Source organism: Streptomyces sp. NPDC085931 (genome assembly GCF_044540565.1).
Classification (GTDB): Bacteria; Actinomycetota; Actinomycetes; order Streptomycetales; family Streptomycetaceae; genus Streptomyces.
Genome location: NZ_JBITSK010000007.1, coordinates 441,029 through 464,218 on the forward strand (window position 1 = coordinate 441,029; position 23,190 = coordinate 464,218).

At 72.2% G+C, this 23,190-nt stretch carries 22 protein-coding genes; 15 read left to right on the forward strand and 7 right to left on the reverse strand.

The genetic code is table 11. The features are described from left to right. Positions 1 to 89: 89 nt before the first annotated feature. From hutU to hutI, 4 genes are read left to right on the forward strand one after another with little or no spacing between them, the layout of a single operon-like run. Positions 90 to 1,754: a urocanate hydratase gene (gene hutU, locus ACIGAN_RS17825; protein ID WP_399858528.1), complete on the forward strand. Its 1,665-nt coding sequence runs from the start codon at positions 90 to 92 to the stop codon at positions 1,752 to 1,754. Then, positions 1,751 to 2,974, forward strand: a complete 1,224-nt coding sequence (locus ACIGAN_RS17830) for an allantoate amidohydrolase (RefSeq protein WP_399858530.1) — start codon at positions 1,751 to 1,753, stop codon at positions 2,972 to 2,974. The genes hutU and ACIGAN_RS17830 overlap by 4 nt, the downstream gene beginning before the upstream one ends. Beyond that, complete coding sequence (locus tag ACIGAN_RS17835) at positions 2,971 to 4,320, forward strand: formimidoylglutamate deiminase (protein ID WP_399858534.1); 1,350 nt, start codon at positions 2,971 to 2,973, stop codon at positions 4,318 to 4,320. Before ACIGAN_RS17830 ends, ACIGAN_RS17835 begins: the two co-directional genes overlap by 4 nt. Continuing rightward, the gene (gene hutI, locus ACIGAN_RS17840) at positions 4,317 to 5,612 is read left to right on the forward strand and encodes an imidazolonepropionase (RefSeq protein ID WP_399858537.1); all 1,296 of its coding nucleotides are present in this window, start codon (positions 4,317 to 4,319) and stop codon (positions 5,610 to 5,612) included. The genes ACIGAN_RS17835 and hutI overlap by 4 nt, the downstream gene beginning before the upstream one ends. A 74-nt stretch (positions 5,613 to 5,686) precedes the next feature. Here the strand turns inward: hutI and ACIGAN_RS17845 are convergent, their stop codons facing one another. Next, positions 5,687 to 6,613 carry an RNA polymerase sigma factor SigF gene (locus ACIGAN_RS17845; protein WP_365092675.1) on the reverse strand — a complete coding sequence of 309 codons (927 nt, stop codon included), beginning with the start codon at positions 6,611 to 6,613 and terminating at the stop codon, positions 5,687 to 5,689. Between the two features lie 238 nt (positions 6,614 to 6,851). On the opposite strand from ACIGAN_RS17845, the gene ACIGAN_RS17850 reads away from it, so the two are divergent. Beyond that, positions 6,852 to 7,229 carry an STAS domain-containing protein gene (locus ACIGAN_RS17850; RefSeq protein WP_309095574.1) on the forward strand — a complete coding sequence of 126 codons (378 nt, stop codon included), beginning with the start codon at positions 6,852 to 6,854 and terminating at the stop codon, positions 7,227 to 7,229. A gap of 243 nt (positions 7,230 to 7,472) precedes the next feature. After that, positions 7,473 to 8,027, forward strand: a complete 555-nt coding sequence (locus tag ACIGAN_RS17855; protein ID WP_365092673.1) for an ATP-binding protein — start codon at positions 7,473 to 7,475, stop codon at positions 8,025 to 8,027. Positions 8,028 to 8,499: 472 nt separating this feature from the next. On the opposite strand, the gene ACIGAN_RS17860 is transcribed toward ACIGAN_RS17855, so the two are convergent. Then, positions 8,500 to 10,038, reverse strand: a complete 1,539-nt coding sequence (locus tag ACIGAN_RS17860) for a peptide MFS transporter (protein WP_365092670.1) — start codon at positions 10,036 to 10,038, stop codon at positions 8,500 to 8,502. A gap of 520 nt (positions 10,039 to 10,558) precedes the next feature. Here ACIGAN_RS17860 and ACIGAN_RS17865 point away from each other — a divergent pair. Together ACIGAN_RS17865 and ACIGAN_RS17870 are read left to right on the forward strand one after the other, a co-directional pair. Then, complete coding sequence (locus ACIGAN_RS17865) at positions 10,559 to 11,236, forward strand: response regulator transcription factor (protein WP_150481273.1); 678 nt, start codon at positions 10,559 to 10,561, stop codon at positions 11,234 to 11,236. Between the two features lie 31 nt (positions 11,237 to 11,267). After that, positions 11,268 to 12,545, forward strand: a complete 1,278-nt coding sequence (locus tag ACIGAN_RS17870; protein WP_365736122.1) for an ATP-binding protein — start codon at positions 11,268 to 11,270, stop codon at positions 12,543 to 12,545. A 28-nt stretch (positions 12,546 to 12,573) separates the two neighbouring features. Here the strand turns inward: ACIGAN_RS17870 and ACIGAN_RS17875 are convergent, their stop codons facing one another. Beyond that, positions 12,574 to 13,065 carry a GtrA family protein gene (locus tag ACIGAN_RS17875; RefSeq protein WP_365092664.1) on the reverse strand — a complete coding sequence of 164 codons (492 nt, stop codon included), beginning with the start codon at positions 13,063 to 13,065 and terminating at the stop codon, positions 12,574 to 12,576. A 183-nt stretch (positions 13,066 to 13,248) separates the two neighbouring features. Here ACIGAN_RS17875 and ACIGAN_RS17880 point away from each other — a divergent pair, with 183 nt between their 5' ends. Genes ACIGAN_RS17880 through ACIGAN_RS17890 form a run of 3 tightly spaced genes read left to right on the forward strand, consistent with a single transcriptional unit; the run spans position 13,249 to position 16,105 of the window. Then, positions 13,249 to 14,388 (forward strand): 5-(carboxyamino)imidazole ribonucleotide synthase, encoded by a 1,140-nt coding sequence (locus ACIGAN_RS17880; protein WP_399858543.1) that lies wholly within the window; start codon positions 13,249 to 13,251, stop codon positions 14,386 to 14,388. After that, positions 14,385 to 14,912, forward strand: a complete 528-nt coding sequence (gene purE / locus ACIGAN_RS17885) for a 5-(carboxyamino)imidazole ribonucleotide mutase (RefSeq protein WP_365092657.1) — start codon at positions 14,385 to 14,387, stop codon at positions 14,910 to 14,912. Before ACIGAN_RS17880 ends, purE begins: the two co-directional genes overlap by 4 nt. A gap of 5 nt (positions 14,913 to 14,917) precedes the next feature. After that, positions 14,918 to 16,105: a dipeptidase gene (locus tag ACIGAN_RS17890; RefSeq protein ID WP_399858546.1), complete on the forward strand. Its 1,188-nt coding sequence runs from the start codon at positions 14,918 to 14,920 to the stop codon at positions 16,103 to 16,105. On the opposite strand, the gene ACIGAN_RS17895 is transcribed toward ACIGAN_RS17890, so the two are convergent. After that, the gene (locus ACIGAN_RS17895; RefSeq protein WP_399858548.1) at positions 16,045 to 17,187 is read right to left on the reverse strand and encodes an alkene reductase; all 1,143 of its coding nucleotides are present in this window, start codon (positions 17,185 to 17,187) and stop codon (positions 16,045 to 16,047) included. The two genes, ACIGAN_RS17890 and ACIGAN_RS17895, sit on opposite strands and share 61 nt — an antisense overlap. A 52-nt stretch (positions 17,188 to 17,239) precedes the next feature. Between ACIGAN_RS17895 and ACIGAN_RS17900 the strand changes: the two genes are divergently transcribed. Continuing rightward, positions 17,240 to 17,599, forward strand: a complete 360-nt coding sequence (locus ACIGAN_RS17900; RefSeq protein ID WP_365736159.1) for a MerR family transcriptional regulator — start codon at positions 17,240 to 17,242, stop codon at positions 17,597 to 17,599. A gap of 107 nt (positions 17,600 to 17,706) precedes the next feature. Beyond that, positions 17,707 to 18,840, forward strand: coding sequence for a dipeptidase (locus ACIGAN_RS17905; protein WP_399858551.1), 1,134 nt, complete (start codon positions 17,707 to 17,709; stop codon positions 18,838 to 18,840). A gap of 31 nt (positions 18,841 to 18,871) precedes the next feature. Here the strand turns inward: ACIGAN_RS17905 and ACIGAN_RS17910 are convergent, their stop codons facing one another. After that, positions 18,872 to 19,264, reverse strand: a complete 393-nt coding sequence (locus tag ACIGAN_RS17910) for a VOC family protein (RefSeq protein WP_365092646.1) — start codon at positions 19,262 to 19,264, stop codon at positions 18,872 to 18,874. A 14-nt stretch (positions 19,265 to 19,278) separates the two neighbouring features. Then, positions 19,279 to 19,650 (reverse strand): VOC family protein, encoded by a 372-nt coding sequence (locus ACIGAN_RS17915; RefSeq protein ID WP_399858553.1) that lies wholly within the window; start codon positions 19,648 to 19,650, stop codon positions 19,279 to 19,281. Positions 19,651 to 19,767: 117 nt separating this feature from the next. Here ACIGAN_RS17915 and ACIGAN_RS17920 point away from each other — a divergent pair, with 117 nt between their 5' ends. Next, a complete protein-coding gene (locus ACIGAN_RS17920) occupies positions 19,768 to 20,277 on the forward strand; it encodes a CGNR zinc finger domain-containing protein (protein ID WP_365736132.1) in 510 nt (169 codons plus the stop codon). A 205-nt stretch (positions 20,278 to 20,482) separates the two neighbouring features. Here the strand turns inward: ACIGAN_RS17920 and ACIGAN_RS17925 are convergent, their stop codons facing one another. After that, positions 20,483 to 21,826, reverse strand: a complete 1,344-nt coding sequence (locus ACIGAN_RS17925) for a UDP-glucose dehydrogenase family protein (RefSeq protein WP_365092641.1) — start codon at positions 21,824 to 21,826, stop codon at positions 20,483 to 20,485. A 187-nt stretch (positions 21,827 to 22,013) separates the two neighbouring features. On the opposite strand from ACIGAN_RS17925, the gene ACIGAN_RS17930 reads away from it, so the two are divergent. Then, positions 22,014 to 23,171, forward strand: a complete 1,158-nt coding sequence (locus ACIGAN_RS17930; RefSeq protein ID WP_365092638.1) for an acyl-CoA dehydrogenase family protein — start codon at positions 22,014 to 22,016, stop codon at positions 23,169 to 23,171. Positions 23,172 to 23,190 lie beyond the last annotated feature (19 nt).

Here is a 23,190-nt window from a genome sequence, read left to right on the forward strand (position 1 = left end):
TCCCGCTGTATTGACTAGCTCTATTCATGAGGTCAGGATGTGAATAGAAGCAGCAACATCCGCCGGGAGACCCCACCAGGAGGCAGACCATGTCCGGACCCCGCCCCGTCCGAGCGCCGCGCGGCACGGAACCGAGCGCCCTCGGATGGCAGCAGGAAGCCGCCCTGCGGATGCTGCAGAACAACCTCGACCCGGAGGTCGCCGAACACCCCGACCAGCTCGTCGTCTACGGCGGCACCGGCAAGGCGGCCCGCGACTGGCGCTCCTTCGACGCGATGGTGCGCACGCTGAAGGGCCTGAAGCAGGACGAGACGATGCTCGTCCAGTCCGGGCGCCCGGTCGGCGTCATGCAGACCCACGAGTGGGCCCCGCGCGTCCTCATCGCCAACTCCAACCTCGTCGGCGACTGGGCCAACTGGGAGGAGTTCCGCCGCCTGGAACAGCTCGGCCTGACCATGTACGGCCAGATGACCGCCGGCTCCTGGATCTACATCGGCACCCAGGGCATCCTCCAGGGCACCTACGAGACCTTCGCCGCCGTCGCCGCCAAGAAGTTCGGCGGCACCCTCGCCGGCACCATCACCCTCACCGCCGGACTCGGCGGCATGGGCGGCGCCCAGCCCCTCGCCGTGACCATGAACGACGGCGTCGCCCTGTGCATCGACTGCGACCCGCGCGCGATCGAGCGCCGCATCGCGCACCGCTACCTGGACGTGAAGGCCGACAGCCTGGACCACGCCCTCGCCCTGGCGACCGAGGCCCGCGACGCCCGCCGCCCGCTGTCCATCGGCGTCCTCGGCAACGCCGCCGAACTCGTCCCGCAGCTGCTCGCCCTGGGCGCGCCCATCGACATCGTCACCGACCAGACCTCCGCGCACGACCCGCTGGCCTACCTGCCCGTCGGCACCGCCTTCGAGGACATGGCCGAGGCCGCCGCCAAGGACCCGGCCGGCTTCACCACCCGCGCCCGCGAGTCCATGGCCAGGCACGTCGAGGCCATGGTCGGCTTCCAGGACGCCGGCGCCGAGGTCTTCGACTACGGCAACTCCATCCGCGGCGAGGCCCAGCTCGCCGGGTACGACCGGGCCTTCGCCTTCCCCGGCTTCGTCCCCGCCTACATCCGCCCCCTGTTCTGCGAGGGCAAGGGCCCCTTCCGCTGGGCGGCCCTGTCCGGCGAGGCCTCCGACATCGCCAAGACCGACAAGGCGATCCTCGACCTCTTCCCGGAGAACGAGTCCCTGGCCCGCTGGATCACAATGGCCGGGGAGCGGGTCCACTTCCAGGGCCTGCCCGCCCGCATCTGCTGGCTCGGCTACGGCGAGCGCGACAAGGCCGGCGAGCGCTTCAACGACATGGTCGCGAGCGGCGAGCTGGCCGCCCCGGTCGTCATCGGCCGCGACCACCTCGACTGCGGCTCCGTCGCCTCCCCCTACCGCGAGACCGAGGCCATGCTGGACGGCTCCGACGCGATCGCCGACTGGCCGCTGCTCAACGCCATGGTCAACGTCGCCTCCGGGGCGTCCTGGGTCTCCCTCCACCACGGCGGCGGCGTCGGCATGGGCCGCTCGATCCACGCCGGGCAGGTCACGGTCGCCGACGGCACCCCGCTCGCCGGCGAGAAGATCCGCCGCGTCCTCACCAACGACCCCGGCATGGGCGTCATCCGGCACGTCGACGCCGGGTACGACATCGCCGAGTCGGTCGCCGGCGAGCGCGGTGTCCGGATCCCGATGCGCGAGGGTGACCGGGCGTGACCTTCCACAGCATGTGGGCGGAGCTGCTGCCGATCGGCCGCAGCTCCGCCTCCGGGGGCTACCGCCGCTTCGCCTGGACCGGCGCCGACCTGGACTGCCGGGCCTGGTTCGAGGAGCAAGCCGAGTCCCGCGGGCTGACCTGTGAGACCGACCGCAACGGCAACCAGTGGGCCTGGCTCGGCGACCCCGCCCGCGGCGACGCCGTCGTGACCGGCTCGCACCTGGACTCCGTCCCCGACGGCGGTGCCTTCGACGGCCCTCTGGGCGTCGTGTCCGCGTTCGCCGCCCTGGACGAGCTGCGCGGCAGGGGAGTGGAGTTCACCCGGCCGCTCGGCATCGTCAACTTCGGCGACGAGGAGGGCGCCCGCTTCGGACTCGCCTGCGTCGGCTCCCGGCTCACGGCCGGGCAGCTCACCGTCGAGGACGCCCACCGGCTCACCGACGGGGACGGCACCACCCTGCCCCGGGCCATGGAGGCCGCCGGTTACGACCCCGAGGCGATCGGGCCCGACCCCGAACGGCTCGCCCGCATCGGCGCCTTCGTCGAACTCCACGTCGAGCAGGGCCGGGCCCTGGACCTGTCCGGCGACGCCGTCGGCATCGCCAGCGCGATCTGGCCGCACGGCCGGTGGCGGTTCGACTTCGCCGGCGAGGCCAACCACGCCGGCACCACCCGGCTCGCCGACCGGCGCGACCCCATGCTCGCCTACGCCGAGACCGTGCTCGCCGCCCGCCGCGAGGCCGAACTGGCCGGAGCGGTCGCCACCTTCGGCAAGATCGCCGTGGAGCCGAACGGCGTCAACGCCATCCCCTCGCTGGTGCGCGGCTGGCTCGACTCGCGCGCCGCCGACCAGGACGGCCTGGACGCCGTCGTGACCGGGGTGCGGAAGGCCGCCGGGGAGCACGCCGCCGCCCACGGCGTCGAACTCTCCGTCACCCGGGAGTCCTTCACCCCGGTCGTCGAGTTCGACCACGCCCTGCGCGACGAACTCGCCCGCATCCTCGGCAAGGACCGGGAGCCCGGGCTCACCGTCCCCGTCCTGGGCACCGGCGCCGGACACGACGCCGGGATCCTCTCCGGGAGCATCCCGACCGCCATGCTGTTCGTGCGCAACCCCACGGGCGTCTCGCACTCCCCGGCCGAGTCCGCCGCCGAGGACGACTGCGTGGCCGGAGTGCTCGCCCTCGCCGACGTACTGGAAGGACTGGCCTGCCCGTGACGCCCGCCCAGCACAGCCGCACCTACTGGCTGGAGCACGCCTGGCTCGGTACCCACGTCGAGCCGGGCGTCGCCCTGGACACCGCCGACGGCCGCATCACCGCCGTCCGGACCGACGTGGCCGCCCCGCCCCCCGGCGCCGAGCCCCTGCGCGGTCTCACCCTGCCGGGCCTGGCCAACGCCCACAGCCACGCCTTCCACCGCGCCCTGCGCGGCACCGCCCAGGTCGGCTCCGGCACCTTCTGGACCTGGCGCGAGGTCATGTACTCCGTCGCCGACCGGCTGACCCCGGACACGTACCACGCGCTCGCCCGGGCCGTGTACGCCGAGATGGCCCTCGCCGGCATCACGTCCGTCGGCGAGTTCCACTACGTGCACCACGCCCCGGACGGCACGCCGTACGCCGACCCCAACGCCATGGGCGAGGCCCTCGTCGAGGCCGCCGCCGAGGCCGGCATCCGCATCACCCTCCTCGACACCGCCTACCTCTCCTCCGGCTTCGGCCGGCCGCCCACCCGCCACCAGCTCCGCTTCTCCGACGGGGACGCCGACGCCTGGGCCGCACGCTGTGCACTTCTCAAGGAACGGGACCACGCACGGATCGGGGCGGCGATCCACTCGGTGCGGGCCGTGCCCGCCGGACAGCTGGAGACCGTCGCCCGCTGGGCCGAGGAGCGGCGGGCCCCGCTGCACGTGCACCTGTCCGAGCAGACCGCCGAGAACGACGCCTGCCGCGAGGCCCACGGCTGCACCCCAACGCAGCTGCTCGCCCAGTACGGCGTGCTCGGACCGCGCACCACCGGCGTCCACAACACCCACCTGACCGCCGAGGACATCACGCTCCTCGGCTCCAGCTCCACCGGCACCTGCATGTGCCCGACCACCGAGCGCGACCTGGCCGACGGCATCGGGCCCGCCGCCGCCCTGCAGAACGAGGGCTCCCCTCTCTGTCTCGGCTCCGACAGCCACGCCGTGATCGACCTGTTCGAGGAGGCGCGGGCGATGGAGCTGAACGAGCGCCTGCGCACCCGCACCCGAGGTCACTGGACGGCGGCGGCCCTGCTGCGGGCGGCCTCGGCCGACGGCCACGCGGCCCTCGGCTGGGACGAGGCGGGCGCCCTGGAGCCCGGCGCGCTCGCCGACTTCACCACGATCGCCCTCGACTCCGTCAGGACGGCAGGGCCGCTTCCGCGGCTCGGGGCCGAGACGGCCGTATTCGCCGCGTCGGCAGCGGACGTGTCGCATACGGTCGTGGCAGGCCGGCACGTCGTACGGGACGGGGTCCACACCCTGGTGCCGGACGTGCCGCGCGCCCTCGCGGACGCCGTCGCAGCCCTGCGCGGATGACCCCGGGCCACCCACCCGCGCGGCCCGGCTCCGCCCCCGTACCCGATCCCACCGCCGACCAGGCCACCGAGGACGCCATGAGCAACGCCACGACCGTCAGCCCCGCCCACTCCGCGAGCACCGCGAGCACGCTCATCACCAACATCGCCGTCCTGGTCACCAACGACCCCTCCCTCGGTGACGGTTCCCCCCTCGGACTGGTCCACGACGCGGCGGTCGCCATCGAGGGCGACCGCGTCGTGTGGACCGGTGATCACAGCAAAGCACCCGCCACTGACAACCGGGTCGACGCCGGCGGCCGGGCCGTCCTGCCCGGCTTCGTCGACTCCCACTCCCACCTCGTCTTCGCGGGCGACCGGACGCAGGAGTTCAACGCCCGCATGTCGGGCCGCCCGTACAGCGCGGGCGGCATCCGCACCACGGTCGCCGCCACCCGCGCGGCGAGCGACGGGGAACTGGAGGCCAACGTCACCCGTTACCTCGCCGAGGCCCTGCGCCAGGGCACCACCACGTTCGAGACGAAGTCCGGCTACGGCCTGACCGTCGAGGACGAGGCCCGCGCCCTGCGCATCGCCGCCGCCCACACCGACGAGGTCACCTACCTCGGCGCCCACATCGTGCCGCCCGACTTCGCCGACGACCCGGCCGGCTATGTCGCCCTGGTCACCGGCGAGATGCTCGACGCCTGCGCGCCGCACGCCCGCTGGATCGACGTATTCTGCGAGCAGGGCGCCTTCGACGGCGACCAGGCCCGCGCGATCCTCACCGCCGGCAAGGCCAGAGGGCTGCACCCGCGCATCCACGCCAACCAGCTCTCCCACGGCCCCGGCGTGCAGCTCGCCGTCGAACTCGACGCGGCTAGCGCCGACCACTGCACCCACCTCACCGACGCCGACGTGGACGCCCTGGCCCACAGCCGGACGGTCGCGACGCTGCTGCCCGGCGCCGAGTTCTCCACGCGGGCCGCCTGGCCGGACGCGCGGCGGCTGCTGGACGCGGGCGTGACGGTCGCGCTGTCCACGGACTGCAACCCGGGCTCGTCCTTCACCTCGTCCATGCCGTTCTGCGTCGCGCTCGCCGTACGGGACATGGGGATGACCCCGGACGAGGCCGTCTGGTCGGCCACCGCGGGCGGCGCCGCGGCCCTGCGCCGCACCGACGTCGGCCGCCTCACCCCGGGCGCCCGTGCCGACCTGGTGCTCCTGGACGCGCCGAGCCACGTCCACCTCGCCTACCGGCCGGGCGTGCCGCTGGTCAGCGGGGTCTGGCGGCGCGGAAAGCGCGTCATGTGAGAGGTCGGCACCGGCACGCGCGCGGGGGCGGGCCCTGCGGCCCGCCCCCGAAGGACACGATCACCCGGTGAGGCTCACTCCTCGACCGTCAGCCCCTTGCGCAGCCGCACCAGCGTCCGCGACAGCAGCCGCGACACGTGCATCTGCGAGATGCCCAGCTCCTCGCCGATCTCCGACTGGGTCATGCCGGCGACGAACCGCAGGGACAGGATCTTCCGGTCGCGCGGCGGGAGTTCCGCGATCAGCGGCTTCAACGACTCGACGTACTCGATGCCTTCGAGCCCGTGGTCCTCGTAGCCGATGCGGTCCGCGAGCGCGCCCTCGGAGTCGTCCTCCTCCGGCTGGGCGTCCAGCGAGGAGGCGGTGTAGGCGTTGGACGCGGCCATGCCCTCGACGACCTCGTCGTTGGAGATGCCGAGGCGCTCGGCCAGTTCGTGCACCGTCGGGGCGCGGTCCAGCTTCTGCGCCAGCTCGTCACCGGCCTTGGCCAGGTCGAGCCGCAGCTCCTGAAGCCGGCGCGGCACGCGCACGGACCACGAGGTGTCGCGGAAGAAGCGCTTGATCTCGCCGATGATGGTCGGCATCGCGAAGGTGGGGAACTCCACCCCGCGGGACAGCTCGAAGCGGTCGATCGCCTTGATGAGGCCGATGGTGCCGACCTGGATGATGTCCTCCATCGGCTCGCTGCGGGAGCGGAACCGGGAGGCGGCGAACTTGACCAGCGCGAGGTTCAGTTCGACGAGCGTGTTGCGGACGTAGGAGTACTCGGGGGTCCCTTCCTCCAGCGACTCCAGCCGCTCGAAGAGGGTCTTGGACAGGGCCCGGGCGTCGACCGCGTCGACTTCCTCGTACGGGGGGATGTCCGGAAGTCCGGAGAGAAGGTCGTCGGGTGTGACGAGCGTCTCGTCGTGCTCGATGGGTTCCAGATGTTCCGGAGGGGATGCCGACGTCGCTTTCGGGGTACGCGATGCGTCGAGCCGGGGTGACATGATGTCCTCCATCGTTCTCGGCATATGGCTGCCGGAGCCAGTACGTGCACTGCGGTGTGCGGCGCCTCCAAAGCCGGCCGTGTCGGGTACGTGTCCTTACTAGGCCTACCCGCTTTCCTGAGCCGACCGCAAGTGCGTTCTGTGGGCATATGTCCGTTTGTGTGTGGTTGTTCGGGTGTCGGAGCGTGTGAGGAAGGCGTAGTGTTCGAGGGCGTCAGCAACAGCCACGACGTCGGGAGAGAGAGACGGCATGGACCGCGGGACGGTCGGCAGCGCACAGTCTGGCCGGCTTCTGGTGGAGGTGCGGGAAGAGGGCCCCAGTGCCGTCGTGACCCCGGCGGGTGAGTTGGATCACCACACCGCCGATCTGTTGCGCGAGCCACTGGAGGACTGCCTCGCCAAGGGATTCAAGCGCCTGGTCATCGACTGCGCGCGCCTTGAGTTCTGCGACTCCACGGGGCTGAACGTGCTCCTCGGGGCGCGCCTGAAGGCCGAGGCCGCCGGTGGTGGTGTCTCGCTCGCCGGAATGCAGCCGGTGGTGGCGCGCGTGTTCGAGATCACCGGAGCGGATGCGGTCTTCAGCGTCCACGACACGCTCGAGGCGGCCCTCGCCGACGAGTCGGGCTGACCGGAGTGCCCCGGCCCGCCGTGCCCCTGACGCCCCCCTGTGACCGGTGTCCTGCCCCCGTCACGGGTTTCGTGCGCAATACAGGGGTGTTCCCCGGGTCCGCCCGGGCAGGAGACAACCTGAGCCTGTCGGCCGCGGGGTGACCGGGGGAGCTGTGAAACCGATGGGCCGCGCACGTGCGTGACTGACTGTGTACTGAATCTTTTGAATCGTGAACTGGTGAATCGGTGAGGTGAAGCGCTGATGAGCACCACCCGGCCTTACTCGCCGGGCGACCGCGGGCCGGAGCCCAGCGGCGCTTCCGGGGCGTCCGAGGGTGGCGTGGCGGCGGCCGGCGCGGCCGGCGAGGGCATGGCCGCGCAGGACGGAGCCGCGGCGCCGCCGGGCGGTCGGCAGGTGCGCCGGCTGAGCTTCGAGGGGGAGAGCGGGGTCGTCCCCCTCGCGCGCGACTTCACCCGCCAGGCGCTGTACGCGTGGGGCTGGCTGCCCGCCGCCTCCGCCGACCAGCGGGCCGCCGCCGAGGACGTCCTGCTCGTCGTCTCCGAGCTGGTCACCAACGCCTGCCTGCACGCCGAGGGGCCTGACCAACTCCAGATCACCTGCGACAACAAGGTGATCCGCGTCGAGGTGACCGACCGCGGCAGCGGCCAGCCGGCGCCGCGTACGCCCCACCGCGCGGGCCGCCCCGGCGGGCACGGCATGTTCATCGTCCAGCGCCTGTGCCTGGACTGGGGTGTCGTGCGCACCCCGGGGGTCGGCGGCAAGACGGTGTGGGCGGAACTGGGCGCACCGGCCTGACGGCCGACCCGAGTCCCACGGCTCCCGTGCCGTACGGCTACGGCCGGGCCCGACCGCCACACGGCCCTGGTTCTGGGCTGTTCTCGCTCCGAGGTGCGGCCGTTCGGGGGGCTGCGCCCTCCGCGTTCCTCTCCGCCCGGGCTTCCCACCGCCTGGGCTTTCTTCTGTCCGGACCGTGAATCTGCCCTCTTGAGGCGAGTGTCTTCCGTACGGCCGAACGGGTGAACGGGTGAACGGGGATCGCCGTCCCGGCGAGCCCACCGGGCCCGCCGAGCCCACCGGGCCCGCCGTCCGAGTCCGCCCGGTCACACCCCCGGCGCCCGCCCGCCCGCTCCGCCGCCGGGCACCCCGCCCGCTCCGCCGCCGGGCATCCCGGACGCCGACCCACCGGGAAGCCGAAGGCCATGAGCACGCGAAAGGGCCGCCGCACCTCGGCGGTGCGGCGGCCCTCGTCACGGTCCGGGGGCCGGCGTCAGTGGACGTCGCCCATCAGGGACTTGACCTTCCGGCGGTACATGTACACCGCGATACCGGCGAGGGCGGCCAGCACGGCCTCCACGGCGACCGCGCCGGTGCCACTCAGGTCCACGCCGCCGACGGCCGGGTTGGAGAGCAGGCCCGTCACCGAGTCGCCCGCGGTGACCGCGAGGAACCACACGCCCATCATCTGGCTGGCGTACTTGGCCGGGGCCATCTTCGTGGTCACCGACAGGCCGACCGGGGACAGGCACAGCTCGCCGACGGTCTGGATCAGGTAGATGCCCACCAGCCACATCGGGCTGACCAGCGTGTCGCCGTCGGCCATGCCCAGCGGCAGCAGGAAGAAGAAGAACGAGACACCGATGAAGAACAGCGCCGCGGCGAACTTGGCGACGGTGCTCGGCTCCTTGCCCTTGCGGTTCAGCCACAGCCAGATCCAGGCGAAGACCGGGGCCAGCGCCATGATGAAGACCGGGTTCAGCGACTGGTACCAGGAGGACGGGAAGTCGAAGCCGAGCAGCGAGCCCGAGGCCTTGGTCTCGCCGAACGCCTGGACCGTGGAGCCGCCCTGGTCGTAGATCATCCAGAACACGGCGGCCGCGACGAAGAACCAGATGTAGCCGGTCATCTTCGACTGCTCGACGTCGCTGAGTTCCTTGTCCCGCTTGATGCGGATCAGCACACCGGCCGGGATGATCAGGCCGATCACGGTGAGCGGGATCATCGCCCAGTTGAGCGTGAAGTGGCCGGTGAAGCCGACGGCGCCGTAGAAGACGGTCGCGACGATCAGCCACAGCAGGCCCTTGCGCAGCCAGGCGGTGCGTTCCTCGGCGGCCAGCGGCTTGGGCACGATGTCGCTCTGCGGGCTCAGGTGGCGGGTGCCGAGGAGGAAGGCGATCAGGCCGATGCCCATGCCGACCGCGGCCAGGCCGAAGCCGAGGTGCCAGCTGACCTGCTGGCCGACGGTGCCGATGATCAGCGGCGCGAAGAAGGCACCCATGTTGATGCCCATGTAGAAGATCGTGAAGCCGCCGTCGCGGCGCGGGTCGTCCGGCCCGTCGTAGAGGTGGCCGACCATCGTGGAGATGTTGGCCTTCAGCAGGCCGGAGCCGAGCGCGACCAGCGCCAGACCGGCGAAGAAGGGCGCCTGCCCGCCGGGCAGGGCCAGCACCAGGTGACCCGCCATGATCGTGACCGCGGCGATCGCCACCGTCCTGCGCGGACCCCAGACCCGGTCGCCGAGCCAGCCGCCGGGCATGGCGAGCAGGTACACCATCGACAGGTAGACCGAGTAGATCGCCGTCGTCGTGGCGAGGTCCATGCCCAGACCGCCGCCCATGCTGCCCTTCTTGGCGTCCGGACCGCCGGAGAGCAGGTAGACGACGAGCAGGGCCCGCATGCCGTAGAAGCTGAACCGCTCCCACATCTCGGTCATGAAGAGGGTGGCCAGTCCGCGGGGGTGGCCGAAGAAGGTCCGCTCGGGGCCCGGGGTGCCCGGGCGGGCCGAGTCCTTCGTCAGGCTGGACGCCATGGTGGTTCCTTGCTTGCTCGGGACGCGCCGTCCGCGACTGCGGTGGTGCGCCCGGTGGGGGTTGCCGGCACCGGTGCGTACGGCCGTCCGCCCGACGCCTACGGGGGTCCGCTCCGGATCGCGAAGCGGTGGGCGGTCGCCACCGGGATCCACGCCTCTACGCGCGTCACCGCACGACGAGGCCCGGCCACAGGTCGTTTCACTCGGGGGGGCCGGCGGCGAACCGGCCCGCACACAAAAGAGACCTCCAGGGCGAACGGCCTCCGAAGGTCGCCGTGGTGCTACAGGCGTCGATTCACCATACGGCAGGACACCGCCGCATATGGAAGGACTTGAGACACGGATCACAGGTGACGAGGGAACCGTACGCCCCGTTTCCAAGGTCCTTACCAGGATCCCACCCCACAGGTGCAGGTCCGTGTCGGTTCCCGACGGGCGTAAGAAGCCGGTGTGGAGGCGGTAAGAACCGAGGCTTCCGGTCACACCCCGGCTCAGGGCCCCGCAGGTCTACCATCACCCCATGACCCGAGTACTGCTCGCCGAGGACGACGCGTCCATCTCGGAGCCGCTGGCCCGTGCTCTGCGCCGGGAGGGCTACGAGGTCGAGGTGCGTGAGGACGGACCCACCGCTCTCGACGCCGGATTGCAGGGCGGCGTCGACCTGGTCGTGCTCGACCTGGGTCTGCCCGGCATGGACGGACTGGAGGTGGCCCGCCGCCTGCGTGGCGAAGGCCACAGCATCCCCATCCTCATCCTGACCGCGCGCGCCGACGAGGTGGACACGGTCGTCGGGCTCGACGCGGGCGCCGACGACTACGTCACCAAGCCGTTCCGGCTGGCCGAGCTGCTCGCCCGCGTCCGGGCCCTGCTCCGGCGCGGTGCCGCCGAGCCCCAGCAGCCGCCCGCCACCCACGGCGTGCGCATCGACGTCGAGTCGCACCGCGCCTGGATGGGCGAGGAGGAGCTGCAGCTCACCGCCAAGGAGTTCGACCTGCTGCGGGTGCTGGTGCGCGACGCGGGCCGGGTCGTCACGCGCGACCAGCTGATGCGCGAGGTCTGGGACACCACCTGGTGGTCGTCGACCAAGACCCTCGACATGCACATCTCCTGGCTGCGCAAGAAGCTCGGCGACGACGCGGCCAACCCGCGCTACATCGCCACCGTGCGCGGTGTGGGCTTCCGTTTCGAGAAGAGCTGAGCCGCGGAGCACGGTGATCGGGTAACAGGACATGCGCCGCCGACTGATCCAGTCCACGCTCGCCGTGGTGCTGGTCGTGATCGCCGTGTTCGGCGTCTCGCTCGTCATCGTCGAGACCCGGACGATCAGCAACAGCGCCCAGGAACGGGTGGAGTCCGAGGCGGTGCGGCTGGCCAGCATCGTCGACAGCCGGCTCTTCGTCGCCCAGCAGGTCGACGCGGAGGTGCTGCGCAAGCAGGTCACGCAGGACCGCTACTACGCCGTCATCCGGATCCCCGGCGAGGCGCCCATCGAGATCGGCCACAAGCCCTCCGGTGACGTCATCAGCGCGACCGCGCCCGGCGAGGAGGGCGAGACGGTCACGGTCCAGGAGCCGCGCTCCTCGGTCACCCGGGAGGTCGGCCGGACCCTGCTGATCATCGCCCTGGTGGCGCTGCTGGCGGTGGTGGCCGCGGTGCTGCTGGCGGTCCGCCAGGCCAACCGGCTGGCCTCACCGCTGACCGACCTCGCCGAGACCGCCGAACGGCTCGGCTCGGGCGACCCGCGCCCGCGGCACAAGCGCTACGGCGTGCCCGAGCTGGACCGGGTCGCGGACGTGCTGGACGGGTCCGCCGAGCGCATCGCGCGCATGCTGACCGCCGAGCGGCGGCTCGCCGCCGACGCCTCCCACCAGCTGCGCACCCCGCTGACGGCGCTGTCCATGCGTCTGGAGGAGATCACCCTCACCGACGACCCGGATACGGTGAAGGAGGAGGCGACGATCGCCCTCACGCAGGTCGAGCGGCTCACGGACGTCGTGGAACGGCTGCTGACGAACTCGCGCGACCCGCGCACCGGCTCCGCCGTCACCTTCGACCTCGACGAGGTCATCCAGCAGCAGCTCGCCGAGTGGCGCCCCGCCTACCGCAGCGCCGGCCGGGCCATCGTCAGCTCCGGCAAACGGCACCTGGAGGCGGTGGGCACGCCCGGCGCGGTGGCCCAGGTGCTGGCCGCGCTGATCGAGAACTCCCTGATGCACGGCGGCGGCACGGTCGCCCTGCGCACCCGCGTCACCGGCAACCAGGCCGTCATCGAGGTCACCGACGAGGGCCCGGGCATCCCCGCCGACCTGGGCGCCCGCATCTTCGAGCGGGCGATCAGCGGCCGCAACTCCACGGGCATCGGGCTCGCCGTCGCCCGCGACCTGGCGGAAGCCGACGGCGGCCGGCTGGAGATGCTGCAGACCAAGCCGCCGGTCTTCGGCCTGTTCCTGTCCCGCACGGCCGTCCGCAAGGCGGCGGACGGCGACGACGAGCCGACGATCCGCTGACCGGCCCGGCGGCCGGCACCGGGTCCGGCTAGGGCACCCGCTGCCGGGTGCGCTCCCGCTCCAGGACCGACTCCGCGTCCGCCACGGCCCCGGGGGCGGGCAGCGCGCGGAACACCCAGGTGCGGTACGACCAGAAGCGGAACAGCGTGGCGATCCCGATGCCGACGAACTTGAAGACGTTGTTCTGCAGCGGGGTGTCCCAGCCGAAGCCGTAGGTCGCCGTGTACAGCACGCCGTTCTCGATGACCAGCCCGACCGCGCTGAACAGCAGGAACAGGGTCAGCTCCCGCGTGCGGCGGGTCTTGTCGCGGTCGCGGTAGGTGAAGTACCGGAAGCCGACGTAGTTGAAGACGATCGCGACGACGGTCGCGACGACGCTCGCCCGGACCACCGGCAGGTCGGTGACGTGCCGCACCAGGTTGAACACGAGCAGGTTGACCAGCACGCCGGCCCCGCCCACCGCGCCGAACTTGGCGACCTCGTGGACGAGCCGCCGGAGCCGCGAAGCACCATGTCCCATGGTCGTGCAGGCCCCCGTCCGTGGTTGGCGTCAACCCAGCCATGCTAACCACCCTCGAACGCGATCTTCCTGTGGATGCCGGTGGACGGCCGGTGGACGGCGGGTGGACGGCCGGAGAGGGTCCGGACCGGGGCGGGCGGGGACGGGAACCGGCCACCCTGGCGCGGCCGATACCCTGGAGGCGTGACGTTCCCGGTAGTCGGCATGGTGGGCGGCGGCCAGCTCGCGCGTATGACGCACGAGGCTGGCATCCCGCTCGGCATCAGGTTCAAGCTCCTCAGTGACACCCCGCAGGACTCCGCCGCGCAGGTCGTGAGCGATGTCGTCGTCGGCGACTATCGCGACCTCGACACGCTGCGTGAGTTCGCGCGCGGGTGCGATGTGATCACCTTCGATCACGAACACGTACCCACCGAGCACCTCCGGGCGCTGGAGGCGGACGGCATCCCCGTGCGCCCCGGCCCGGACGCGCTGGTGCACGCCCAGGACAAGGGGGTGATGCGCGCGAAGCTCGACTCGATCGGCGTGCCCTGCCCGCGGCACCGGATCGTCTCCGATCCGCAGGACGTGGCCGCCTTCGCGGCCGAGGGCGACGGGTTCCCCGTGGTCCTGAAGACCGTCCGCGGCGGCTACGACGGCAAGGGCGTGTGGGTCGTCGGCTCCGTCGAGGAGGCCGCCGAGCCGTTCAAGGCCGGTGTCCCCGTGCTCGCCGAGGAGAAGGTCGACTTCGTCCGCGAGCTCGCCGCCAACGTCGTCCGCTCCCCGCACGGCCAGGCCGTGGCCTACCCGGTGGTGGAGTCGCAGCAGGTGAACGGCGTGTGCGACACCGTCATCGCCCCGGCCCCCGACCTCGACGAGGCCCTCGCCCTGGAGGCCTCCGAGATGGCGCTGAACATCGCCAAGGAACTCGGCGTCGTCGGCCACCTCGCGGTCGAGCTGTTCCAGACCCACGACGGCCGCATCCTCGTCAACGAACTGGCGATGCGCCCGCACAACTCCGGCCACTGGTCGATGGACGGCGCGGTCACCAGCCAGTTCGCCAACCACGTCCGCGCGGTGCTGGACCTGCCCCTGGGCGACCCGCGCCCGCGCGCGAAGTGGACCGTGATGGTCAACGTCCTCGGCGGCGACTTCCCGGACATGTACTCGGCGTACCTGCACTGCATGGCCCGCGACCCGCAGCTCAAGATCCACATGTACGGCAAGGACGTGAAGCCCGGCCGCAAGGTCGGACACGTCAACACCTACGGCGACGACCTGGACGACGTGCTGGAGCGCGCCCGTCACGCTGCCGGCTATCTGAGAGGCACTATCACCGAATGAGCCCCGTTGTTGGCATCGTCATGGGGTCGGACTCCGACTGGCCCGTCATGGAGGCCGCCGCCAAGGCCCTCGACGAGTTCGAGATCGCCTACGAGGTCGACGTCGTCTCCGCGCACCGCATGCCGCGCGAGATGGTCGCCTACGGCGAGCAGGCCGACGCCCGCGGGCTCAAGGTGATCATCGCCGGGGCGGGCGGCGCCGCCCACCTGCCCGGCATGCTCGCCTCGGTGACCCCGCTGCCGGTCATCGGCGTGCCCGTGCCGCTGAAGTACCTCGACGGCATGGACAGCCTGCTGTCGATCGTGCAGATGCCGGCCGGTGTCCCGGTCGCCACGGTCTCGGTCGCCGGCGCGCGCAACGCCGGTCTGCTGGCGGCCCGCATCCTCGCCGCCCACGACGAGGACCTGCGCGCGCGGATGCGCGAGTTCCAGCAGGAGCTGAACGACCAGGCCACCGAGAAGGGCAAGCGCCTGCGCTCCAAGGTCGAGGGCACGGGCGGCTTCGGCTTCGGCGCGGGGAAGTGACGGCGGTGACGTCCCGGGAGGCGGCCCGGGAACTCCTGGGCGAGTTCCCGGTGGCCGACGGGCACAACGACCTGCCCTGGGCGCTGCGCGAGCAGGTCCGCTACGACCTCGACGCCCGGGACGTCGCCGTCGACCAGAGCGAGCACCTGCACACCGACATCCCCCGGCTGCGGGCCGGCGGGGTCGGCGCGCAGTACTGGTCGGTGTACGTCCGCACCGACGCTCCCGACCCGGTCGCGGCCACGCTGGAGCAGATCGACTGCGTGCGGCAACTGATCGCCCGCCACCCGGCGGACCTGCGCCCGGCGCTCACCGCCGCCGACATGGAGGCCGCGCGCGGGGAGGGCCGTATCGCCTCGCTCATGGGCGCGGAGGGCGGTCACTCCATCGCCAACTCCCTGGGCACCCTGCGCGGGCTGTACGGCCTGGGCGTGCGCTACCTGACGCTCACCCACAACGACAACGTCGACTGGGCGGACTCCGCGACCGACGAGCCGAGGGCCGGCGGCCTGACCGCGTTCGGCCGCGAGGTCGTGCGGGAGATGAACCGGCTCGGGATGCTCGTCGACCTGTCCCATGTGGCGGCGACGACCATGCGGGACGCGCTCGACACCAGCTCGGCCCCGGTGATCTTCTCCCACTCCTCCGCGCGGACCGTGTGCGACCACCCGCGCAACGTCCCGGACGACGTCCTGGAGCGGCTGCCCGCCAACGGCGGCATGGCGATGGTGACGTTCGTGCCGAAGTTCGTGCTCCAGGCGGCCGTGGACTGGACGGCGGCGGCCGACGAGAACATGCGCGCCCACGGCTTCCACCACCTCGACACCACCGCCGAGGCCATGCGGGTCCACCGCGCCTTCGAGGAGCGGCACCCGCGCCCGGTCGCCACCGTCGCGACGGTCGCCGACCACCTGGACCACATGCGCGAGGTCGCCGGCGTCGACCACCTCGGCATCGGTGGTGACTACGACGGCACGGCCTTCACCCCCGACGGCCTGGACGACGTCTCCGGCTACCCGAACCTGATCGCCGAACTGCTCGACCGGGGCTGGTCCAAGGCCGACCTGGCCAAGCTGACCTGGAAGAACGCGGTGCGGGTGCTGGACGCGGCCGAGGACGTCGCCCGAGGGCTTCAGCAGACCCGCTCGCCGTCCAACGCCATGATCGAGTCGCTGGACGCGCCCGTCCGCTGAGCGTCGAGGGAGGGGTAGTCGGTGTAGCCGGCCGCCCCGCCCACGTACATGAAGTACCGCTCGCGCAGCGGGTTCAGCGGTGCCCCGCGCCGCAGCCGCTCCACGAGGTCGGGGTTGGCGAGGAAGGGCCGGCCGAGCGCGATCAGGTCGGCCCCCGCCTCCAGCAGTGTCCCGGACGCGGCGAGCACGCCCTGCGGCGTCATCTCCCTCAGCACCGGGTTGCCGACGAGTACGCCCGGCCAGCCGGCCCGCACCGACCGGAACACCGGGGTGGCCGGATCGGCGTGGACCAGGTGCAGATAGGCGAGGCCCAGCCCGCGCAGCCGCTCGGCGAGGGCCGGGTAGAGCTCCTCCGTCTCGCCCTCCGCGATGCCGTTGACGGTGTTGCCGGGGGAGACCCGCAGCCCGACGCGCTCCGCCCCGATCTCGGCGGCCACGGCCTCGGTCACCTCGGCCGTGAACCGGATGCGCCGGGCGATCGTGCCGCCGTAGCCGTCGGTGCGCAGGTTGGTGTTGCGGGCGAGGAACTGGTGGAGCAGGTGGCCGTTGGCCGAGTGCACCTCCACTCCCTCGAAGCCGGCGTCCAGGGCGTTGCGCGCGGCCCGGGCGAAGTCGGCGATCGTGGTGCGGATGTCCTCGGCGGTCATCTCCCGGGGCACCACGGCCGGCCGGTGCCCCTGGGGCGTGACGATCGTCTCGGGCAGCGGGACGGGTGAGGGCGCGAGCGGGGTGAGTCCGCTGGTCGCCGGGTGGCCGACCCGGCCGCCGTGCTGGAGCTGGAGGAACATCCGCCCGCCCGCCTCACGCACGGCGCCGGTGACGCGCCGCCAGCCGGCCACGTGGGCCGGGCGGTGGATGGCGGTGATGTTCGGGTACGTCTGCCCGGCCGCGTTGGGCGTCGAGGCCTCGGCGATGATCAGCCCGGCCGAGGCGCGCTGGGCGTAGTAGGTGGCCATGAGCGGGGTCGGCGTGCCGTCGGCCGCGGCCCGGTTCCGTGTCAGCGGGGCCATCACCAGGCGGTTCGGCAGGTCGAGGGCGGAAAGCCGGAACGGCGCGAGGAGCGCTGTGGTCTGCTGCGTCATGCCCGTACGCTAGAACCTGACGCTGATGTCAGAATCAAGTCCGGGAGGGCACGTGCGGATCGGTGAACTGGCCCGGCGCACCGGCGTGAGCGAGCGGTCGCTGCGTTACTACGAGCAGCAGGGGCTGCTCACCGCCGAGCGGACCCCGGGCGGGCACCGGGAGTACCCGGAGAAGGCCGTGGACCGGGTCGTGCGGATCCAGGAGCTGTACGCGGCGGGACTGCGCAGCGCGAAGATCGCCGAACTGCTGCCCTGCATGCGGGACAGCGACGGCGGCCCCTCCGTGGTGGCCACGCCGAAGCTCGTCGCCGACCTCACCGCCGAACGGGACCGCATCGACCGGATGATCACCGACCTGGTCCGCTCCCGGGACACCCTGGACGAGGTGATCGAGGCGGCCCGGCTGCCCTGAGCGCGCGGCCGTACCGGGCCGTACCCCGAACGCCGCTCCCACCAGGAACCGCCCCCCGCGCCGTGCGACGGTGACCGTACCTCACGAACGACCGTACGGGAGCCGCCATGGCAGATCTCCAGGACGACCTGCGCCCCACCGCCGCGGCCGGCGACTTCGACGACCTGGCCGACCCGTACGCCGAGGAGGCCGTCGTCGCGGCCGAGTCGTACGAGCCCGTCTCCGACCCCGGCGACACGCCGCTGACCCGTGCCCACGCCGTCCTCGCCGCGCACCCCGTCGCCGACGGCTACAACGGGCTGCCCTGGGCCCTCAAGCGCCTGTCCTACTACGACCTGGAACTCGGCGAGAGCACCGTCGACACCGACGTGCCCCGGCTGCGCGAGGGTCATGTGGGCGCCCTGTTCTGGTCGTTGCACCTGCCGGAGGGGCTGGACGGGGACCGGGCCGTCGGCGCCACCCTGGAGCAGCTGGACCTGGCCAAGACGGTCGTCCGCGGCTGCGACGAGGGCCTGCGCCCCGCCACCACGGCCGGGGAGGTGGTGGACGCCCGCAGCTGCGGCCGGGTCGCCGTGCTGTTCGGCCCCGCCGGGGCCTCGGCCCTCGGCGACTCCCTGGGCACCCTGCGCCAGCTGCATCTGCTCGGACTGCGCGTGCTGACCCTGACCGGGGTGTCCTGGGCGAGCGAGGCGGGGCTGACCCGGTTCGGCGAGGAGGTGGTGCGCGAGATGAACCGGCTGGGCGTGATCGCGGACCTCTCCGGTGCCTCGCCGCAGACCCTGCGCCGCGCCCTCAGCCTCTCCCGGGCCCCCGTGCTGTGCAGCCGCTCCGCCGCCCGGGCCGTCCGCCCCCACCCGGCGAACCTCCCCGACGACCTGCTCGCGGAGCTGGGCGCGGCCAAGGGGCTGTGCCTGGTGCCGCTGACCGCAGAGCAGACCGGCCCGACCGTCCGTGACGTGGCCGACCACCTCGACCACATCCGGGCCGTGGCCGGAGCCCACAGCGTCGGACTGTCCGGCACCTACGACACCGGCTCCGCCCATCCCCAGGAGCTCGGTGACACCTCCTGCTACCCGCGGCTGGTCGGCGAACTGCTGCGCCGCGGCTGGGAGGAGGCCGATGTGGCCCTGCTGACCTGGGGCAACGTCCAGCGCGTGCTGCGCGGGGCCGACTTCACCGCCCGGGCCGCCCAGCAACGCCGCGCACCGTCCACGGCGACGATCTCGGACCTGGACGGCTGACGGGCCCGTCCTCGCGGACGGGCCCGTGGGGTCAGTCGTGCTCGATCCGGCACAGGCAGAACGGATGCCCCACCGGATCGGCGTACACCCGGAAGTCCTTCTTCTCGTCGTCCTCCCGGTCCAGCACCCGCGCGCCCAGGGCCAGCACCCGCTCCTCGGCCGCGTCCATCTCCGCCCAGGTCGACCCGGCGTCGAAGTCCAGGTGGAACTGCTGGGCGTTGCGGTCGGCCCGCGGCCACTCCGGCGGTGTGTAGCCCGGGGAGCGCTGGAAGGCGAGCCGGGGGCCGCCCGGGACGCGCAGCACCACCCAGTCGGGGCCGTCGTCCTCCGGCGTGCCGCCCACCACCTGTGCGTAGAAGCGGGCCAGTGCGCGGGGGTCGGGGCAGTCGACGACCACGGAACGGAAACGTGCCACTGCGGACATGGGGCCTCCCGATCTCAGCCGGCGCAGAGGCAGAACGGGTGCCCGGCCGGGTCGGCGTAAACCCGGAAGCTGCGCTCCCGGTCGTTGGCGTCCAGCGGCGTGGCGCCGAGCGCGAGCACCCCCTTCTCGGCCGTGTCCAGGTCCTCCACGACCAGGTCGAGGTGGAACTGCTGCGAGTGCTCGGACGAGGGCCACCGCGGCGGCACGTGGTCGGGGGCGGCCTGGAACGCCAGCGACGGTCCGCCCGGCACCTCCAGGTCCACCCACTCGTCCTGGCCGTCCGTCTGCACCGACGGCGTGCCGCCGAGCACCTCCGCGTAGAAGCCCGCCAGGGCGCGCGGGTCGGGACAGTCCAGGACGACGACACCCAGTGTGGCGAGAGCCATGACTTCCTCCTCGAAGTCGCTGTTACCCATATGGGCCGGGTAACCGGTAACCGTTACCTCATGCTCCCCTATCGGCGGTAACCTCGCAAGGGATATCCCGAGAGGTACGGTCCAGCCATGACGGAGAGATCGCCCGCACCCGGCGGCCTGGCCCTGGTCGAGACCCTGGTGAACACGCTGGACATCGAGTCGGGCGCCGACGCGCTGGACACGGCGGAGGGCCGGGCGCGCGTCGGGATCAGCCGGGACGACGAGGCGGCGGAGGCCCGCGCCCTGCGCGAGTCGCTGCGGGCCGCGCTCCTGGCCCATGCCGGTCACCCGCCGCACCGTGAGGTGCCCCCGCTCGGCGAACTCCTGGCCGCCGCCCCGCTCGTCGTCACGGTCGACCCGGCGGACGGCTCGGCCGCCCTCGCCCCCGCCGACGGCACGTCCCTGCGCGCCCGCGTGGCCGCCGCCGTGGCCGAGGCCCTCGTCGCCGGCACCTGGACCCGCCTGAAGGCCTGCGAGGCCGCCGACTGCCACTGGGCCTACTACGACCGCAGCCCGGCCGGCCGCGGCCGCTGGTGCTCCATGCAGGTCTGCGGAGCCCGGGCCAAGATGCGCCGCTACCGGTCCAAGGCGACCTGAGCCACACCACCGGGGGCCGAAGACTCCGGGCGCACGACCCCCGAGAGCCGTCCCGTCGATGCCGAGAGGGACCAGGTGCCTCCGGCTCGACGGGGGCACAGACGCCCCCCGTCCGGGTTCCGTGGGGCAGAATGCAGCGAGACGCCGGTTCGGCCGACTGAGCCTCGGCCGAACCGGCGTCGCCTGTTCTCGTCTCGGCGGGCGCCTACGCCCTGGGACGCCCCATCGCCCGGTACGTCCAGCCGGCCTTGCGCCAGCGCTCCGGGTCGAGCGCGTTGCGGCCGTCCAGGATGACCCGGGCCGCCGCGACCTCGCCCAGGGCCTCCTCGTCCAGCTCGCGGAACTCCCGCCACTCCGTCAGGTGCAGCACGATGTCGGCACCCCGCACGGCCTCCAGCGCCGAGTCCGCGTAGCCGAGGGTGGGGAAGACCCGGCGGGCGTTGTCCATGCCCTTCGGGTCGTACACCGTGACCTGGCCGCCCTGGAGGTGGATCTGCCCGGCCACGTTGAGCGCGGGGGAGTCCCGCACGTCGTCCGAGTCGGGCTTGAAGGTCGCGCCCAGCACCGCCACCCGCTTGCCGAGGAACGGCCCCCCGCCCAGCGCCTGCCGGGTCAGCTCCACCATCTGCCCGCGCTGGCGCATGTTGATCGAGTCGATCTCCCGCAGGAACGTCAGCGCCTGGTCAGCGCCCAGCTCACCGGCGCGCGCCATGAACGCCCGGATGTCCTTGGGCAGACAGCCACCGCCGAAGCCGATCCCGGCCCGCAGGAACTTTTTGCCGATCCGGTCGTCGTAACCGATGGCCTCCGCCAGCTTCGCCACGTCACCGCCGGCCGCCTCGCACACCTCCGCCATGGCGTTGATGAAGGAGATCTTCGTCGCGAGGAAGGAGTTGGCGGACGTCTTCACCAGCTCGGCGGTCGGGAAGTCGGTCACCACGAACGGCGAGCCCTCCGCGATCGGCGTCGCGTACACCTCCCGCAGCAGCTTCTCGGCCCGCTCGCTGCGCACGCCCACCACGATCCGGTCCGGGTGCAGCGTGTCGTCGACGGCGAAGCCCTCGCGCAGGAACTCCGGGTTCCAGGCCAGCTCGGCGTCCTGCCCGGCGGGCGCGTGCGCCGCCAGGTACGCCGCGAGACGGTCCGCGGAGCCCACCGGCACCGTCGACTTGCCGACCACCAGCGCGGGCCCGTGCAGATGCGGCGCGAGCGAGGCGAACGCGGAGTCGACGTACGACATGTCGCAGGCGTACTCGCCGTGCCGCTGCGGGGTGTTCACACAGACGAAGTGCACATCGCCGAACGCGCCGATCTCGGCCCAGTCCTGGGTGAAGCGCAGCCGCCCGCTGGAGCCCTCGAAGCCGGGGACGTGCTTGCGCAGCAGCTCGTCCAGACCCGGCTCGTACATCGGGGCCTCGCCCCGCTCCAGCTTCTCGATCTTCTCGGGGACGACGTCGAGAGCGAGCACCTCGAAGCCCAGTTCGGCCATGGCCGCGGCGTGGGTCGCGCCGAGATAACCGGTGCCGATCACGGTGATCTTCAGGGCCATGGGTGCTCCAGGGGTCTACGGCATGTGGTGCGCGCCCGAGCATAGCCGGGGCATGGCGGCGCGCTTCACCGGGCAACTTCTCGCTGTCGTCTAGCTCACGTATCCCTCCCGTGGGCGACCCCATAAACTTTTGATTACTTAACGGTAGTTAGCGCCACCATCGCAGCGTTTTGGAGCGTGAGAGACCTTGGCCGGATCGGCTGACTTCGACCTGTACCGCCCGTCCGAGGAGCACGACATGCTCCGTGACGCCGTCCGCTCGCTGGCCGAGGCGAAGATCGCGCCGTACGCCGCCGCGGTGGACGAGGAGGCCCGCTTCCCGCGCGAGGCCCACCAGGCGCTGGTCGCCAACGACCTGCACGCGGTGCACGTGCCCGAGGAGTACGGCGGCGCCGGGGCCGACGCCCTGGCCACCGTCATCGTGATCGAGGAGGTCGCCCGCGTCTGCGCCTCGTCCTCCCTCATCCCGGCCGTGAACAAGCTCGGCTCCCTGCCGGTGATCCTCTCCGGCTCCGAGGAGCTGAAGAAGAAGTACATGACCCCGCTCGCCAAGGGCGAGGGCATGTTCTCCTACTGCCTGTCCGAGCCGGACGCCGGCTCCGACGCCGCCGGCATGAAGACCAGGGCCGTCCGCGACGGCGACCACTGGATCCTCAACGGCGTGAAGCGCTGGATCACCAACGCCGGCGAGTCGGAGTACTACACGGTGATGGCCGTCACCGACCCGGAGAAGCGCTCCAAGGGCATCTCCGCCTTCGTCGTGGAGAAGTCCGACGAGGGCGTCTCCTTCGGCGCCCCCGAGAAGAAGCTCGGCATCAAGGGCTCGCCCACCCGCGAGGTCTACCTGGACAACGTCCGCATCCCCGCCGACCGCATGATCGGCGAGGAGGGCACCGGCTTCGCCACGGCGATGAAGACCCTCGACCACACCCGCATCACCATCGCCGCCCAGGCCCTCGGCATCGCCCAGGGCGCCCTCGACTACGCCAAGGGCTACGTCAAGGAGCGCAAGCAGTTCGGCAAGCCGATCGCCGACTTCCAGGGCATCCAGTTCATGCTCGCGGACATGGCCATGAAGATCTCGGCCGCCCGCGCCCTGACCTACCAGGCCGCCGCCGCCTCCCAGCGCGTCGACGCCGACCTCACCTACCTGGGCGCCGCCGCCAAGTGCTTCGCCTCGGACGTGGCGATGGAGGTCACCACGGACGCCGTCCAGCTCCTCGGCGGCTACGGCTACACCCGCGACTACCCGGTGGAGCGCATGATGCGCGACGCCAAGATCACGCAGATCTACGAGGGCACCAACCAGGTCCAGCGCATCGTGATGGCGCGCAACCTGCCGTAGCCCGGACGGCACGCACACA

What these genes read in the sequence shown, in the direction of transcription:
- ACIGAN_RS17855 (WP_365092673.1), top strand. Translation starts at nt 7,473, where the DNA reads ATGAGCACCACCCGGCCTTACTCGCCGGGCGACCGCGGGCCGGAGCCC.
- ACIGAN_RS17915 (WP_399858553.1), bottom strand. Translation starts at nt 19,650, where the DNA reads ATGGCTCTCGCCACACTGGGTGTCGTCGTCCTGGACTGTCCCGACCCG.
- ACIGAN_RS17925 (WP_365092641.1), bottom strand. Translation starts at nt 21,826, where the DNA reads ATGGCCCTGAAGATCACCGTGATCGGCACCGGTTATCTCGGCGCGACC.
- purE (WP_365092657.1), top strand. Translation starts at nt 14,385, where the DNA reads ATGAGCCCCGTTGTTGGCATCGTCATGGGGTCGGACTCCGACTGGCCC.
- ACIGAN_RS17850 (WP_309095574.1), top strand. Translation starts at nt 6,852, where the DNA reads ATGGACCGCGGGACGGTCGGCAGCGCACAGTCTGGCCGGCTTCTGGTG.
- hutI (WP_399858537.1), top strand. Translation starts at nt 4,317, where the DNA reads ATGACCCCGGGCCACCCACCCGCGCGGCCCGGCTCCGCCCCCGTACCC.
- ACIGAN_RS17865 (WP_150481273.1), top strand. Translation starts at nt 10,559, where the DNA reads ATGACCCGAGTACTGCTCGCCGAGGACGACGCGTCCATCTCGGAGCCG.
- ACIGAN_RS17905 (WP_399858551.1), top strand. Translation starts at nt 17,707, where the DNA reads ATGGCAGATCTCCAGGACGACCTGCGCCCCACCGCCGCGGCCGGCGAC.
- ACIGAN_RS17910 (WP_365092646.1), bottom strand. Translation starts at nt 19,264, where the DNA reads ATGTCCGCAGTGGCACGTTTCCGTTCCGTGGTCGTCGACTGCCCCGAC.
- ACIGAN_RS17870 (WP_365736122.1), top strand. Translation starts at nt 11,268, where the DNA reads ATGCGCCGCCGACTGATCCAGTCCACGCTCGCCGTGGTGCTGGTCGTG.
- hutU (WP_399858528.1), top strand. Translation starts at nt 90, where the DNA reads ATGTCCGGACCCCGCCCCGTCCGAGCGCCGCGCGGCACGGAACCGAGC.
- ACIGAN_RS17860 (WP_365092670.1), bottom strand. Translation starts at nt 10,038, where the DNA reads ATGGCGTCCAGCCTGACGAAGGACTCGGCCCGCCCGGGCACCCCGGGC.
- ACIGAN_RS17920 (WP_365736132.1), top strand. Translation starts at nt 19,768, where the DNA reads ATGACGGAGAGATCGCCCGCACCCGGCGGCCTGGCCCTGGTCGAGACC.
- ACIGAN_RS17895 (WP_399858548.1), bottom strand. Translation starts at nt 17,187, where the DNA reads ATGACGCAGCAGACCACAGCGCTCCTCGCGCCGTTCCGGCTTTCCGCC.
- ACIGAN_RS17845 (WP_365092675.1), bottom strand. Translation starts at nt 6,613, where the DNA reads ATGGAGGACATCATGTCACCCCGGCTCGACGCATCGCGTACCCCGAAA.
- ACIGAN_RS17875 (WP_365092664.1), bottom strand. Translation starts at nt 13,065, where the DNA reads ATGGGACATGGTGCTTCGCGGCTCCGGCGGCTCGTCCACGAGGTCGCC.